The organism is Candidatus Neomarinimicrobiota bacterium, from assembly GCA_022573815.1.
Lineage (GTDB): Bacteria > Fidelibacterota > SORT01 > SORT01 > SORT01 > JACZTG01.
Genome location: JACZTG010000019.1, coordinates 1 through 16,542 on the forward strand (window position 1 = coordinate 1; position 16,542 = coordinate 16,542).

Genomic DNA, 16,542 nt, shown 5'->3' on the forward strand with positions numbered 1-16,542 from the left:
TTGATATCTTCAAACAGAATATTGAAAACAAGGGAGCGAATTTCGACCATCTCTTTCGATTTAGTCCTGATGGAATGGCAACTCAATTCAAAGACAGCTGGTCTATAGGTACAAGATGGTCAAGAATCTTGAGTGAAAATACTTTTTTTACTCTCAAGCTGCACCACTTTCAAAATACTACGAAAAGCTATGTTTTTGAAAATCCATTGGATTCCGGATATTCTTCAGATGACAGACTGCGACAAAGAGGAAATTTTTCCTTTTACAGCGGTGGAACCGATATGAGAAACGATTGGCGACAAACAAGAACCAGTCTGCTAAAAGCGGATATTACAAGCCAAGTTTCCACTGTACATCAACTCAGGAGCGGCGTAGAAGTAAAAATTCACAGACTTAGTCTTCATGATTTCAATGTAAGAAATAATGCCAGCAGCAGTTTTGAAAGTTACATTCCTGTTGCGGGAGGAACCAATAACCAGGCGTATATCCAAAAGCCAAAGGAATTTTCAGCTTATCTTCAGGATAAAATAGAAATCGATTATCTTATAATTAACGGCGGTTTAAGGATCGATATTTTTGATCCGGCTGCTAATGTATTACTCGATTTTTCGAGACCGCAAATTCTCGATCCAAATGATTCAACATTGACCTTACCGAGACTCGGAGAAAAAGCCGATCAAAAAATTCAAGTTAGCCCAAGATTCGGAATCGCGTATCCTATAACGGACAGAGGAGTGATTCATATTTCCTACGGCCACTTCTTTCAAATTCCATCATTCGAATTTCTTTTCACAAACCCTAATTTTTCTATAAATACTGAATCAGGAAGGGCATCGGTATTTGCGGAGCCTTTTGGAAATGCTGATCTTAAACCGCAAAAAACTATCTCTTATGAAATCGGGTTACAGCAGCAGATAGCGGAAGATATCGCAATTGACATCACAGGCTATTATAAAGACATAAGGAATTTACTTGCCACTAAGATCGAGACAATCGCCACAGGAGAGACTCATTCGGGTGTTTCTTATGGAAGATTTATCAACAGGGATTTTGGCAATGTACGTGGATTAATCTTTTCATTAGAGAAAAGGGCAAGCAATAATATATCGGGAACGCTGGATTATACTTACCAGATTGCTAAAGGAAACGCTTCCGATCCGAAATCGGTGTTGATTGACAATCAATCAGATCCGCCCGTTCAAACAGAAAAAGAACTCGTTCCGCTTGATTGGGATCGGACGCAAAGTATGACATTGACAGTGTCATTAGGTCCACCAAAAAAATATCTTATAAGTATATTGGGCAAAATGGGAACGGGACTCCCATATACGCCGTCGTTTTTAGATCAAAGGACTGGTCTTGAAAACAGCGATAGAAGACCGATAACATTAAATTTTGATATTAACGCATTCAAGGTTATAAATTTAAGTGGACTTGATGTTACAATTTTCGTTAGAATATTTAATCTTTTTGATAGATTGAATGAAAGAGAAGTTTACAATGATACAGGACGAGCGACATATACTCTCGAAGCTAACTTACCCGGAATTATCGGAGGTCTGAATACTAAAGAAGAATTTTTCAACCGTCCTGAATGGTACAGCCCGCCCAGACAGGTAAACCTTGGGATTACTATAGACTTTTAAAAATAATACCAATGTTCTTATTATGAATATACCATTATATCACATATATAAAATCCTTCCAATCCTGTTGATATTATCAATTGGTTTTACTACTTCATATGCTCAACGTCAACCTGACCCGAATAAGGGAGATGAAAAATTCACTCAATGGGGAATTCTTGATGGTAATCGCGTCAGAACACTTTATTCGAATCATGGAGAAATTTCCCGCTGGCCCGATCAACCGTCAGGTGAATGGCCTAAAGGAACCGGGCATTCTTACGTGGATGGCGTAGCAATAATCGTAAGCGCTGAGACTCAAAATAAATTCGGTCAGACTATCCATCCAATGTCTACCAATTATAGAGAATTTATTGATACTGACCCTGTTACGGGAATAGCATGGGGTTGGGCTCCGGTAAGGGGATATTCCAACCCAAGGCAGGATTTTCCGGCAAGGAGCGACAATCCAAATACATGGCCCTCGTTCTGGCCTGATAAGATGTCGGACATGTCTGATCCCGGTTGGCCCGGAGTTTGGAATGGATTTTTTGGTAAGGGTATCACAAACGCGGATGTTGAAACTTATTTTATTTCTGATGACAGTCCGGATAAGGAGTGGAGTACTGATCCGGCACATCTTTTTCATCCTGATCCTGATGATACTACAAGAGGTGGTTTGGGGCTGGAGATTTCAACAAGGGGATTCCAATGGTCGCATGTACTTGCCCAGGACGTTATCTTTTGGTTGTATGAAATAACTAACGAGGGTAAAGTAGATTACGAAGATGTATTTTTTGCTCAGTATATAGATTGGGGAGTGGGAGGTACTGATGATTCAGGCGATGACGAAGGAGCATATAATGTACTTTTAGATATGGCATTTGCATGGGACTTTGATGGCTTAGGTTCGCCCGGAAAATGGGGACCTGTGGGAGTAGGAGGATATGCTTTTCTTGAAAGTCCGGGAAAATCTTCCGATCTAAAAGACAATGACGATGACGGTATTATAGATGAGAACAGAATAAATGAAGCCGGCGAGTTTTTAGATGTGTTTCCCTATGGTATTGATGATCCAGTTGCGTTCGAATTATTTTATAAACGTCCTCCAACACCACATTTTTCGGGAGACGAGGACGATGATTGGGTTAATTTTACGGATATAAACAATTCCGGTATTTGGGATGATGGCGAACCTCTCAATGATGATGTCGGAACTGATGGTATCGGACCTTTTAGTACAATTTATATTGGACCCGATGCGGACGGAACCGAGGGAAACGGGATACCAAACCAGGGAGAACCTAACTTCGGAATTACTGATAAAGATGAATCAGATCAAATTGGTCTAACCGGGTTTAGTGTGTTTGCTGTCCATGACTTCGAGCTTCAAAATGACGAAGAAGACTGGAGTTTATTCAGCCGTACTCTATTACCAATAGCCAGTTTGGTTCTTGAAGGGGGAAGAAATCTCGGAATGTTTTTCTCATCTGGTAAATTTCCGCTGAAGGCAGGTCAGACGGAACGATTTTCGATGGCATTGCTGTTCGCCGAGAAAGATTTTATAAGTGTTCTTGATCAAAACCAAATTTTAAACTCTTCAATGGCTCGTAAAAAGGAGACTGTTCAGCAAATATATAACGCGGATTATCAATTTGCAAAACCGCCCGATAAACCTGTACTTCGAGCCGTTCCGGGAGATGGAAGGGTTATCTTGCAGTGGGATGCTCTTGCAGAAGAATCTTTTGATCCATTTTTAAGAATAAAAGATTTCGAAGGATATCTGATTTATAAGAGCACTGAACCGACTTTCTTAGAAAATTTAACTATTACAAACACTTTTGGCGCGTTAACCTTTCAAAAACCAATTGCTCAATTCGATTTGGACAACGGAATAAGAGGATTACATCCGGTAGATATCGAAGGAGTTAAATTCAACATCGGTATAGATAGCGGCCTAAGACATTTCTTTGTGGATACTGATGTGATAAACGGCAGGACATATTATTATGCAATTGTTTCCTATGATAGAGGGTTAGTTGCTACGGATACGTCAGGTACAATAATTACAGACAGTCAAGGTAATGTGAAAGGATTAGCGCCTTCATTTTCCACGTCCATAATACAGAGCGACATTTCGGGAAATATAACATCTGATGTAAATACGGCAGCAGTAACCCCCAGGTCACCATCAGCAGGATTTATTCTACCGGAAATCAATGGCGAAATCATTTATTCTGGGCCCGGAACTGGAGCTATTTCTGTTGATATTTTATTCAACGAAGTAATCAAAGACAATCATACTTATGAAATAAAATTCACTAATGAAGGCGCACATCTTAATAGTACCAGACCATCGTATACTCTGACTGATATAACTTCAAATTCAGTTCTTCAATCAGCTGTTGAAATTAATATTGACGGTCAGGAAGTGGATTTGTTTGACGGGTTAGCCGTACAAATATTCAACGACAGTATTGTAACCTTGATTGATACAGCCACTAAATGGCTTGGTAATCCGACAACCAACCTACTTGTCACTGTCAAAAAACCGCATAACGAGGAGTTTGTATCAAAGCTATTTAATGAAATTAACGGGAAAAGTATTCCATATCCGGCGGATTATGAGATTATATTCGATAATGTAGATATAGATACTTCTCACTCGTGGGGTTTAGGCAGGTTACCGATGCCGCTTCCTTTTAAGATCTGGAATACAACAGAAGAGAAATGGGAAAAAATCGGTATTGTAGAAACAGTCAAGAATGGAACAATCAACAGGACATGGGATTGGGATGAGTCAGTGCTTATTATGGGTGGGGATAGCGCACATTTGGAACCGGAGTTCAGGCAGGGTAACGCATATTGGGTTATCCGGTTTTTTGATCCTGAAGATTCTACGGTCACTCCGATTCTACCGGGACCCGGGGACGTATATCAAATTAAAACCAAAAAGCCGTTCAGAACCGGAGAGACTGTGGAGTTTACCGTAAATTCAGGAAAATTTACTACTGAACAAACACAATTTGATATGGATAGAATCGCTGTAGTACCAAATCCTTACGTCGGGACGTCAGTATTTGAACCGCCGAACATTTATAAATCAGGAAGAGGAGAGAGAAGAATTTGGTTTATACATCTTCCGGCAGAATGTACAATAAGGATTTATAATATAAGAGGTTACCTAATTGAAACTCTACGTCATAACGGAGCCTCTGATGACGGGGAAGAAATATGGGATTTGACCTCGAAAGATGGAATGAATGTGGCTTACGGTCTGTATATCTACCATATCGAATCACCGCTTGGCGAAAAGGTAGGAGAATTTGCGTTAATTAAATGACAATATTTAAATTCAGAAAAATCTTACTACCGTTGCTCATCTTAGTGAATGGTCATGCATATGGTCAAAATTTTGTGGAGAACGTGTCTAAGGTGGGGATATCAGCTGCGCCGTTTCTCTCCATTCCTGTCGGTCCGAGAGCGAACTCACTTGGGGGCGCATTTGTTGCAGTGGCAGATGACGCGTCCAGCATCTATTGGAATCCCGCGGGTATTTCAAGACTAAACGGGAACGAGTTTATAATCACGCATACACAATGGATTGGCAATGTAAGCCACGATTTTGGCGGAATTGTAATTGCGCTGGGATCCGGTGGAGCCATAGGGCTGAGCGTTATTTCAGTCAGCACTGACGAGATGGAGGTCCGAACAGAATTTGAGCCGGAAGGAACCGGCGAATTTTTCAATGTTAGCGATCTTGCATTCGGCGCAACCTATGCTAAGAATTTGACTGATCGGTTTTCGATTGGTTTTACCGGAAAATATATTTTCCAGAAAATTTGGCACTCTCAGGCTCAAGGTTTGGCATTTGATTTCGGAACTTTATTTAAAACCGATTTATTCAACGGTCTCAAAATCGGCGCTGTTATTACCAACTTTGGACCTGATCTTTCAATCGACGGACGTGACCTTCGCTATTTCTTGGACCCTGATCCAAATGCTCTTGGAAATAACGAACGGATACCGGCGCGAGTGGAAACAGATCCTTGGCCATTGCCGCTGAATTTTCAATTTGGGATATCTACGTATGCATTCAGCAATGAGACATCTCAACTGATAGTTTCTCTTGATGCGTTACATCCCAGCGATAATTTTGAATTTGTAAATATCGGTATCGAGTATGTTCTAAATGAAACGATATTCCTACGGGGAGGCTATAAAGGTTTGTTTCTTAAAGACAGTGAAGAAGGCTTGGCATTTGGAGCGGGAGTTAATTTTGCGTCAACTAACGGAACAAAATTACGAGCTGATTATTCTTTTCAGGACTTTGGCAGGCTCTCCAATATAAACACATTTGCTTTATCGATCTTCTTCTAAGTGGTTCGCTTTCAATCGATTTTTAAAAAAGTTTTCCTTGTCACATCATTTTTATTTCAAATATTTTTTATCTCCTGTTCAAAAAATCCGTCTGAAAGAGCGGAGAAATATTTAACTTATTGGTCTGCCGCGAATCAGCAAGAGATAGACCTTGCTGCAATAGTAGTGGAGAAATGGAATTTACTGCATCCTGAATTCCCTGTTCGAACGGAGCCTATAGCTTCCGGACAATCCAGCGAAGAGGTTTTATTGGCGGCCATTGCCGGCAGAACTACACCGGATATTTGTTCTAATATATGGCCCGGAGTCTTAGAGCAGTATGTAGAAGCACAAGTAGTTGTTCTGCTGGACACGATGCCGGGATTCGACAGTTTAATTACATCGCGAATACCTGATAGACTTGTTTCCGGGTATGCTTCTTCTGATGGAAAATATTATCAAATTCCATGGAAATCTAATCCTGTACTCTTCATTTATAACACAAATTATTTTGATGTTTTGGATATAAAAAAAGTTCCGACCACTTATAAGGAATTTGATAATATTTCCAGAAAAGTATTAGAACTATCAAAAACCGGTGAATCGCCTATTAAATGGATGCACTACAGGAACGTATTGCCCATATGGTGGCAACGGTTATTTGATTTCTATCCTTTTTATATAGCCGCTTCAGGAGGGAAAACTCTCTTAAAAGACGGTAAAGTCGATTTTGACAATGACAGCGCAGTAAAAGTTTTTGAATTCTTCGCCTCAGGATATCGAGAAGGTTTCGTTTCTAAATCGATCCTGCAGATGGAAGATCTGTTTATTAAGGAAAAAGTATTGGCGGATATAGTCGGACCCTGGAGAGTTTCACATCTGGCAAAATTCGCCCCTCATATAAATTATAAGTATGGACCGCTGCCAAGACCGGATGATGTGACAGGCCCACCGCTAACATATGCCGACCCTAAGTCCATCGTTATCTTCAAAACTGCTCCGTATCCGGAAATGGCATGGGAATTTGTAAAGTTCATGGTTTCTGAAGAGAGCGATAGGTTACTTTTGGAGATTGCTACCCAATTGCCCATTAGAAAGAATCTGTTAGAAAACGAAACATTCGATGAATTTTTCGAGAAGAATCCTGAGCTGACATTATTTGCTGAACAAGTAACATATGCAGTTGGTGTGGACAAAACGATATACTTACAAGAAATATTCGATATAATCAGCCAGGAATTTGAAGCTGCCTGTATCCATCATGTTAAAACACCGAGTAAAGGTATAAAGGACGCTGCTAAACGAGTACGACTTCTTCTTGCAAGAGACCGGACATGATGAATAAGAATGAAAAAATGGGTTACTTGATGTCGGCTCCTTATATGATTTATTTTCTTATGTTTTCAGCCTTTCCCATATTTTTTTCCCTCTTTCTTGTTTTTCACAGGTGGAATATAGTGGGTCCTATGAAATGGGTCGGCTTGGCAAATTTAAATATGATGTTTTCTGATCCATTGTTTTGGAAGTCCATTTGGAACACTGTACGGTTCTTATTAATTCATATCCCTCTACAGGTGATTATCGCTCTTGGACTTGCCGAAGTGTTGAATCAAAAGATCAAAGCAAGGGCGTTTTTTAGAGCGTCCTTTTTCTTACCTGTCGTAGTATCCGGAGTTGTAGTGACCATCCTTTGGAAACAGCTATATTCAACTGATACAGGATTGTTAAACGGCATGCTTGCGCTGATAGGGATTGGTAAAATTGAATGGCTCACCAACCCGGCGATGGCAATGCCTTCAATCGCTATTATGGCCACATGGAAAAATGTCGGATTATATTTGATACTATTTTTAGCGGGATTACAAAATGTACCGGCATATATGTATGAAGCTGCTGATTTGGACGGAGCCACGACCTTCCAAAAATTCCGCTACATTACTGTCCCGGCAATAAATCCGGTAATCGTTATGGTGATAATCCTCTCCACGATCAATGGTTTCTCGCTGTTCATCGAGCCATATGTAATGACGGGCGGAGGGCCGTTGAATAGTACATTGTCAACGGTTCTTTATATATACAGACAGGGATTCAGTTTTTATAAAATGGGCTATGCCGCTACGCTTGGGTTTATGCTCGCAGGAATAATTTTTGTTGTGGTCTTAGTACAAAGAAAATTTATTGAGCAGGAGAATTAAAGTACGGTGCTGAAAAAGGTAATATTCTACGTTGTTTTGCTGGGCGCCGCACTCACCTTTCTATATCCTTTCATATGGATGATTGCCGCTACCCTCAAACCAGAGATAGAGATTACAGAACTATCGCTAATACCCAAGGAATTTACGCTCAGATCCTACCAACTTGTTTTTGAAAAAATTCCAATTGTAAGAGCATTTTTCAATAGCATGTTCGTGTCCACAGTCTCTACCGCCTCTGTTTTATTTTTCAGCAGTATGGTGGGATACGCCTTGTCACGCTTGCAGTTTCGAGGAAGGGAGATGCTGTTTGCTCTAATCCTCATAACTATGATGATACCCGCGCAAATTACGCTTATTCCTATGTATATACTGATGGTAAAATTGGGACTGATAGATACTTATCGCGCACTGATTTTTCCTGCTTCCATCAGCACTTTCGGTATACTTCTTTTTCGCCAATATTTTAAGTCTTTTCCACAGGAAATAATCGATGCGGCAAGAATAGACGGAGCAAGCGAGTTTAGGATACTTTATCGAATTATTTGGCCGAATTCGATTCCTACCCTTATCACCGTTGGTCTTATTACGTTTATGGGAATATGGAACGATGTATTATGGCCTCTAATAGTAATCAGACGGGAAGATTTGATGACCATGCCGCAGATGGTAACCTTATTCTCTATAGGTGGTAGGGCTGAAGCTCAGCTTGGGGCTATTCTGGCTGCAGCTACATTATTAGCTGTTCCGGTAATGTTGGTATTCATATTTTTTCAGAAATATTTTATCAGGAGTATGGCAACAAGCGGTCTCAAGAGCGGCTAACTGAATATGAAAAAAACAGTGACGATTATATTATTAATGATTTCCATTGCATTGTCATGCGGAGACGCTAATAATGTCAATCAAAATAAAATAGACCTTATCAACATAAATCTCGACCATCTGAATTTCCTCTCCGAATCGATTACTTTTGCATCAGAAGAGGTTTTAATAATTCACATTTATTCCGAATACCCGGATTACGTGTATGTTGCGGCTGACGGAGAGGGAATTTCCGCAGTTGACGACGTAGCCCGCGCTGTGTTAGTATATCTGAAATATTATGAGCAGTTCGGCGGTGACGACTTCCTGCTGAGAGCAAAGAAAGGACTCAGGTTTATACTGAGTATGCAAGCTTCAGACGGAGAATTCTACAACTTCATCAATGAAGATCACACGATAAATCGAAACGGCATTACCAGTATTAAGTCCTTTAATTGGTGGGCCATCAGAGCAATACGCGCTATGGCTTATGGTTATAAAGTTTTTAATTTAAATCAATCGACATTTGCTGACAGCTTAAAGACGTCATTGGAGCGAACGTTTCCACATATCGACATTTGGATATCGAATTATGGGAATTATAATTTAAATTCCCCATATAAAACTCCGGGGTGGCTTATCAATCAAGCAGGCGACCAAACATCAGAATTGGTTCTCGGATTAATTGACTACTTTCATGCAACAGGAGACGAAGTGGTCAAAGAGTACATAAGAAAACTAACTAATGGGCTTGTGGATTTTCAAATCAGAGAAGGAAATTTCGCAGGCGCGCATCTTTCGTGGCAGAATATTTGGCATGCCTGGGGCGCCCACCAAGTTCAAGCCATTGCCAAAGCGTATAAGATATTTAACGACGAGAATTGGCTCGTATCAATAAATGCCGGAGCGGGATTTTATTCCAAGATTGTTCTCGATGGTCATCTGAATGAACTTGAATTCAGATCCGCCGATTCCGTAAACGTCAAGAAGTTCCCGCAAATTGCATATGGCATACACGCGATAACATCAGGATTAATGGAAGCGTTTTTGGTGACAGGAAATGACGATTACAGGAAAAATATGAATAGAGCTTTGGAATGGTTTTCCGGACAAAACGCTGTAAATGTGGTTATGTATGATTCCACAACAGGCAGGACTTTCGATGGAATCGGTGAAAATGGTGTCAATCGAAATTCAGGCGCAGAGTCAACGATAGAAGCGTTATTAACCTTTTTGGAATTGAAAGAGAAAGGGTTTCTTTAATAAATAATGATGATAATTATATATAGGAGCGTAATTTGGCAAGGAACGTAAGTGATGAGTTATTCAAACGTCATAAGAATAATCCAATAATAACAAGTGAGGATTTACCGTATAAGGCTAATTCGGTTTTCAATGCAGGTGCAATTCAGATTAATGGCGAATCCCTCTTACTCTTAAGAGTGGAAGATATGAGGGGACATTCTCATTTAACAGTTGCACGAAGCAAAGACGGGGTATCGAATTGGGAAATAGATGACAAGCCGTCAATTGCGCCCGATCCTTCCAATTATCCTGAAGACGAATGGGGTGTTGAAGACCCGCGAATAACATATCTTGAAAATCTGGATAAATACGGCATAGTATTTTGTTCCTACTCTAAGGATGGTCCACTCGTGAGCTTGGCGCTTACTAAGGATTTTCGGAATTTTGAGAGAATAGGCGCGATTTTAAAGCCATTTGATAAAGATGCTGTTCTTTTTCCCGTTAAAATAAATAATAAATGGGCGCTAATTCATCGACCGTATCCTATTGGAGATGACCCCGGCGCTCATGCCCATATCTCTTATTCAACAGATTTGAAGACTTGGAATAATCGCAAAGTTCTGCTTCGAGCCAGAAACGGATCGTGGTGGGATGCAAATAAAATAGGGGTGAACACTCCACCCTTATGGACTTCTCACGGCTGGTTAATCTCCTATCACGGAGTCAGGCAAACTTGTGCGGGATGTATATATCGAGTGGGATTAGCCTTACTGGACATAAATAATCCGGAAATTGTTACTCATAGAACAGACGAATGGGTATTCGGTCCCAAAGAAGATTATGAGATGCACGGCGATGTTGGCAATGTGGTTTTTCCTTGTGGCTGGATTCGAAAAGATGATGAGCTATGGATGTACTACGGAGCAGCTGATACAAGTATTGGTCTGGCAATTGCAAATTTTCACGAACTAATGGATTATGTTCTTCAATATCCTGTAAAGGACAGATAAAGTTATGTGTCATGAAAGTTATAATAAAAGATGCCCGGAAAATATTTTCACTATAAATCTATTCTAATGAAAATCTACTCATCTGTTTTATCGCTATCTGTGATTATGACTACAGTGTTTTTTTTCGGATGCGAATCTGAATCCACCGATGATCTATTGCTTGCTACTGTTGACGGAAAAAGAATAACTGTTAACGATTTTTTACGGGAGGGTCAAAAGATTCCTGCTCGCCGTGTTTTAAATATTGGAGCGTCGATAAGGAACTACAAGAAACCTCAGGATATTCTTGATTTAATTATCGAGATGGAAATTATGGTTCAGGAAGCAACCGATAGTGGTTTAGATAAAACAGATGAGTACAACAAGAGACGAAAATATGAGGTTGAAAGGCAATCAAGGTGGGAGCTCTACTATCGTGAAATAGATTCTGTTATAGTTGTTACTGAAGAAGATACAAGGCTTGAATTTTTAAGGCACAATCAACAGCTGATGGTATCACATATTTTTGCAAATAAAAAGAATGGTATTAAATCTATTCAATCAAGACTTGATGCCGGAGAAAATTTCGCGGCTATTGCCAAGAGCACCTTTTCCGATACCATATTGGCATCTAATGGAGGAAAACTCGGCTGGATTAAATGGGGGGAATGGGATCCATATTTTGAGGAAGCCGCGTGGAAATTAAAACCGGGTGAAATTTCCGGACCAATCCGATCAACTTTTGGCTGGCACATAATAAAAGTCGAAGATAGAAAACAGAATATTTTTATTACCGAAGAAGATTATGCGTTAAAGATATCAACACTCATTGATGCAGTTCGCAAAAGAAAAGCGGATAAGTATTCAAATGAATATTTGAATAGGTTGATGAAAGAAAAAAATCCACTAATCAATAAAGAGACATTTAATTCAATTGCAGTATTTATGGCAGAGGTTAAATCAAGAAATAAGACGGGCTTACCCTTACTCCTATCAAATATGGATCCTGAGCTGAAAGCGCTTTCTGAAGAGTTCGCCACCAAACTTGATGATATCCTCGTCACGTGGAATGGAGGTGAACTAACCGTTTCTGATTTTCTTGATGATATGAGAATAAACAGATCGAAAGAATTTAATATCACAGGGACGTTGTCTCTGAATCGTGCAATCTGGCGATGGTTGAGGGACAGACTTCTTGCTGAAGAATCAATCAAAAAAGGTTATCACAACAGCAAACGTGTCACCGATGAAATCAGATTTTGGCATCAAAATCGGATGATGAATGACCTTATTAGTTCAGAAATTAGAGCAATAAATATTACGGAAGCGGAAATAACCGAATATTACAAAGAGAACAAGAGAAAATATTTATCAGAGCCGATGGTGAACTTAAGAGAGATTCTTGTGAGCGATGAAAGCAGTGCAAATAAAATCTTACAAAAGCTGGAAGATGGCGCTGATTTTTCCCTTTTGGCGAAAGAGTACTCAATCAGAAAAGAGGCAGCAGCCAACGGAGGAGAACTCGGCTACATTCAGAGCGGGCAATTTCAACCTTTAGATAAATACGCTTTTTCCTCAAAAGTTGGCGATATTATTGGACCTATTCAAAATGGGTCGGAATTTTCAGTCATAAAAATTATCGGGAAAAAAGGAAAACTTCCCATTCCACTTGAAGAGGTAAAGAGCCGGATTCGTATAGAAATCCTTAGAAAAATGGAAGCGGATATTTATATAAAAACAGTGAGCAAGGTTCGCACAAAACATGAAATCATTGTAGATACAGAATTATTCAGAAAAGAAATAATTGAGAGTGGACGATGGTCTGACCTGAAAGAAAAAATATCAGACCTTTTCGTTGTGAGAAATTAGTTTTTGAGGCAGTATTGTTATGAGTAATAAAGGTGAATATGAGACACAGATTCCGTGCAGCAGAACTTAAACGATTTTAAGAAGTGAGCGATATTTTCAGTGAAATCTATAAGTTTAATTTGTAACATAAACCTTTGACTAAATTGTGGGAGCTTGCGGATATTAAAAGAACTCTTATAAAATAAATGGAATCGGTGGGGCAACCTTATGAATTTCCCGGTTGACCCGATTATTATAAATTTTAGTGAGTATTCAATTTTAACTCAACAGAGGAAATTACAATGGCAGTTGTAAAATTGAAAGATGTGACAAAGGTATTTGACAATGAAATCTATGCTGTAAGGGATTTCAGTGTTGATATCTCCGACGGTGAATTTGTCGTATTAGTAGGTCCTTCCGGTTGTGGTAAATCCACTGTGCTACGTATGATCGCCGGGCTGGAGGATATAACTTCCGGGGATATTTATATTGAAGATAAACTTATGAACTACGTTGCCCCGAAGGATCGAGATATCGCAATGGTCTTTCAGAACTACGCTCTTTATCCTCACATGAATGTATACGACAACATTTCATTTGGACTGAAGTTAAGAAAAGTTAAACCGAGCGAGATCAAGCAGAGAGTTGAAAAAGCAGCTGATATTCTTGGAATAAGTAGTTTAATGCATAGAAAACCGAAGGCGTTATCCGGTGGTCAGAGACAAAGAGTTGCCCTTGGAAGGTCAATAGTGCGCCAACCGAAAGTTTTTTTGTTCGATGAACCGCTGTCAAATCTTGACGCAAAACTACGTGTAGGAATGCGCACTGAAATATCCAAATTGCACAATAGATTAAAGACAACGATGATCTATGTGACTCATGATCAGGTTGAGGCAATGACCTTAGGTGATCGGATTATAATTATGAATGATGGAGTAATCCAACAATATGGTACTCCGGTTAATCTGTATGACAATCCTGTAAATAAATTTGTAGCAGGATTTATCGGCAGTCCTTCTATGAACTTTATCAGCGGTAAAGTGGAGAAAAATCAGGGATTGGTATTTAAAAGCGGAAGGTTAAGTTTTCAAATTGATGGTGGAGCTGAGGATAAACTAAAGGATTATGTCGGAAGAGAAATTATATTCGGAATACGTCCGGAAGATATTTCTATCTCCGGCGAAGAAAAGGGAACCCCAATGTCAGTGGATATTTTAGAGATGATGGGGAATGAGATCTATCTTTATTTAAATATAGAACAAAACACAATGATTGCAAGAGTTCCACCGGATACGAAAGTGAAAGAAGGAGAGAAGATCAACGTGAGTTTTAATTATTCTAAAGCTCATTATTTTGACCCCGATTCGGAAAAAAGTATATAGAGCCCTAAAATTTCTGAGCAGAGATATAGAATTATGGTTCTGCAACCTAAATTGTTTAATAAAAGCGCGTCGTCGAAAAAATGTTCGTTTTTGGCACTCCCCACTTCGTGTCCCAAAACCTAAATTCCCAAAACTACCCCATTTAATGAGTTATGGTACAAGAGTCAGGCTGTTTCAAATACGTCTAAATACATGAGTTTTGGGAAAATTATTTAAAAGAGGTCAAATAGTGGTACGCCCGGGTGGACTTCCCGCAAGTTACGGGACAACATCCCGCCAATGGCGGGGCGACCACCGGCAAATGGCTTAAAAGGACTCTGCCCGATACTGAGTATCAGGCACTTACGGCGATAGGGCACTCAAAAGTGACATTTGAGTAATTGAACCAACTGTAATGGTTGAAAAAGTTATTCAATTAAACGATGACATTCTTTTGTAAACTTTATTGATATAATTTATTTATATTTTTGTGTCGTATAAAGTTATTCAAATAGCTCAAATAGGAAGGAGCGATCATTCAAAATAATGCGAAATTGACTGAGGGGAATGTTGGCGGGCAGATAATAAGAATGGCGTTACCGATGTTTTTCGGGATCTTCGGAATGATCGCATTTAACCTGATTGACATCTATTTCATCGGACAACTTGGCACGCTGGAACTTGCAGCCGTCAGTTTCACTTTTCCTGTGGTATTCATAATAGGAAGCGTGGCGCTTGGACTCGGTATAGGTACCACAACATTAATATCCCGCGCAATCGGCGAAGGTAACTCTGAACAAGTCAAACGTATTACAACAGACAGTCTTGTACTTTCCGTGATTATTGTCGGTAGTGTGATTGGCATTGGTTTGATCTCGATGGATAGTGTTTTTACTATGATGGGAGCAAGCGGTGAGGAGCTCTTGCTAATAAGGGATTATATGACATTTATTTATCCCGGCGCACTATTTGTTGTCATACCAATGGTAGGTAATGGCGCTATCAGGGCAACGGGCGATATGAAAACACCGGCTATGATAATGGGCGTTGCGGTATTAGTAAATCTGATTCTTGATCCCATTTTAATATTCGGATTCGGTCCGTTTCCACGGTTAGAGCTCACCGGGGCGGCAATAGCTACTGTTATTTCACGGGCGATTACATTTGTCGTTTCGTTATCTGTTTTACATTACAGGGAACATATGCTTGCATTCACAATTCCGGATATAAAAGAAGTATGGGAGTCATGGAAGAGTATTTTATACATAGGAATAGCAACTGCCGGCACACAGGCAGTATATCCGATAGGCATGGGTTTCATATATCGGATTATATCTACCTATGGGCATGGAGCAGTAGCTGCGTTTGGTGTGGCAACAAGGATCGAAGCATTAGCTTTAGTAATGATGATGGCGCTATCAAGCGCTATTAATCCCTTTATCGGTCAGAATCTTGGTGCACAAAAATTTGAGAGAGTAAAAGAAGGAATCATATATGTAAATCGATTCGCGCTTAAATGGGGGATTGTCGCAGCGGTTATTCTTGCGTTGGTGGCTAAACCGTTTGCTTCAGTCTTGCACGCCGATGCAGAGGTTATATCAATCGTAAGTCTGTTTCTATGGATAGTCCCTATCAGTTATGGACTTTATGGAATTATGATGATTGCAAATTCGAGTCTAAACGTTTTGCATAGACCGCTTCATGCTACTGCCATCGCCTTTATTCAAATGTTCGTTATGTTTATTCCACTTGCTTTTATAGGTTCAGAGCTCATAGGAATAAAAGGCATATTTGGAGCATCGATGATTTCGAAGACAGTTGCAGGAATTGGAGCATATTATTGGCTCAAAAGAGCGATTAAAAATGATATTACAGAAAAATACAAAGTTTCACATTGAAACATTGCATTTCATAATGAAATAATAAGCAATATCATTCAGTAGAAAACAATTCGATATAATATTGGCTATCCTCACCAAATAACAATAACTTACACTCACATTTTTTAAATCGAATTCAGATGGCATAAATATTGCCGTATTATAAGGAGAAGAATATGAATTCGTAATTTGGATAAGGGCTAAAATAATAATTAATGGAATTTGTAAGAAGATTTATT

The 16,542-nt window shown here is 39.6% G+C and carries 11 protein-coding genes; all 11 read left to right on the top strand.

Annotated elements, in window-relative coordinates:
- The coding region (locus IIB39_08060; protein ID MCH8928652.1) for a TonB-dependent receptor at positions 1–1,646 on the top strand (1,646 nt) is incomplete at its 5' end.
- Positions 1,647–1,668: 22 nt separating this feature from the next.
- The gene (locus tag IIB39_08065; protein MCH8928653.1) at positions 1,669–4,968 is read left to right on the top strand and encodes a hypothetical protein; all 3,300 of its coding nucleotides are present in this window, start codon (positions 1,669–1,671) and stop codon (positions 4,966–4,968) included.
- Positions 4,965–6,005, top strand: a complete 1,041-nt coding sequence (locus IIB39_08070) for a PorV/PorQ family protein (GenBank protein MCH8928654.1) — start codon at positions 4,965–4,967, stop codon at positions 6,003–6,005. Before IIB39_08065 ends, IIB39_08070 begins: the two co-directional genes overlap by 4 nt.
- Positions 6,006–7,322, top strand: coding sequence for an extracellular solute-binding protein (locus IIB39_08075; protein ID MCH8928655.1), 1,317 nt, complete (start codon positions 6,006–6,008; stop codon positions 7,320–7,322).
- Positions 7,319–8,179, top strand: a complete 861-nt coding sequence (locus IIB39_08080; protein ID MCH8928656.1) for a sugar ABC transporter permease — start codon at positions 7,319–7,321, stop codon at positions 8,177–8,179. Before IIB39_08075 ends, IIB39_08080 begins: the two co-directional genes overlap by 4 nt.
- 9 nt (positions 8,180–8,188) lie before the next feature.
- Positions 8,189–9,001, top strand: a complete 813-nt coding sequence (locus IIB39_08085; protein MCH8928657.1) for a carbohydrate ABC transporter permease — start codon at positions 8,189–8,191, stop codon at positions 8,999–9,001.
- Between the two features lie 6 nt (positions 9,002–9,007).
- Positions 9,008–10,243, top strand: a complete 1,236-nt coding sequence (locus IIB39_08090) for a hypothetical protein (GenBank protein ID MCH8928658.1) — start codon at positions 9,008–9,010, stop codon at positions 10,241–10,243.
- A 35-nt stretch (positions 10,244–10,278) separates the two neighbouring features.
- Complete coding sequence (locus IIB39_08095; protein ID MCH8928659.1) at positions 10,279–11,235, top strand: glycosidase; 957 nt, start codon at positions 10,279–10,281, stop codon at positions 11,233–11,235.
- A 30-nt stretch (positions 11,236–11,265) separates the two neighbouring features.
- Positions 11,266–13,083 carry a peptidylprolyl isomerase gene (locus IIB39_08100; GenBank protein MCH8928660.1) on the top strand — a complete coding sequence of 606 codons (1,818 nt, stop codon included), beginning with the start codon at positions 11,266–11,268 and terminating at the stop codon, positions 13,081–13,083.
- Positions 13,084–13,364: 281 nt separating this feature from the next.
- Positions 13,365–14,444: a sn-glycerol-3-phosphate ABC transporter ATP-binding protein UgpC gene (gene ugpC / locus IIB39_08105; GenBank protein MCH8928661.1), complete on the top strand. Its 1,080-nt coding sequence runs from the start codon at positions 13,365–13,367 to the stop codon at positions 14,442–14,444.
- 569 nt (positions 14,445–15,013) lie between these two features.
- The gene (locus IIB39_08110) at positions 15,014–16,321 is read left to right on the top strand and encodes an MATE family efflux transporter (protein MCH8928662.1); all 1,308 of its coding nucleotides are present in this window, start codon (positions 15,014–15,016) and stop codon (positions 16,319–16,321) included.
- The last annotated feature ends 221 nt before the right edge of the window (positions 16,322–16,542 follow it).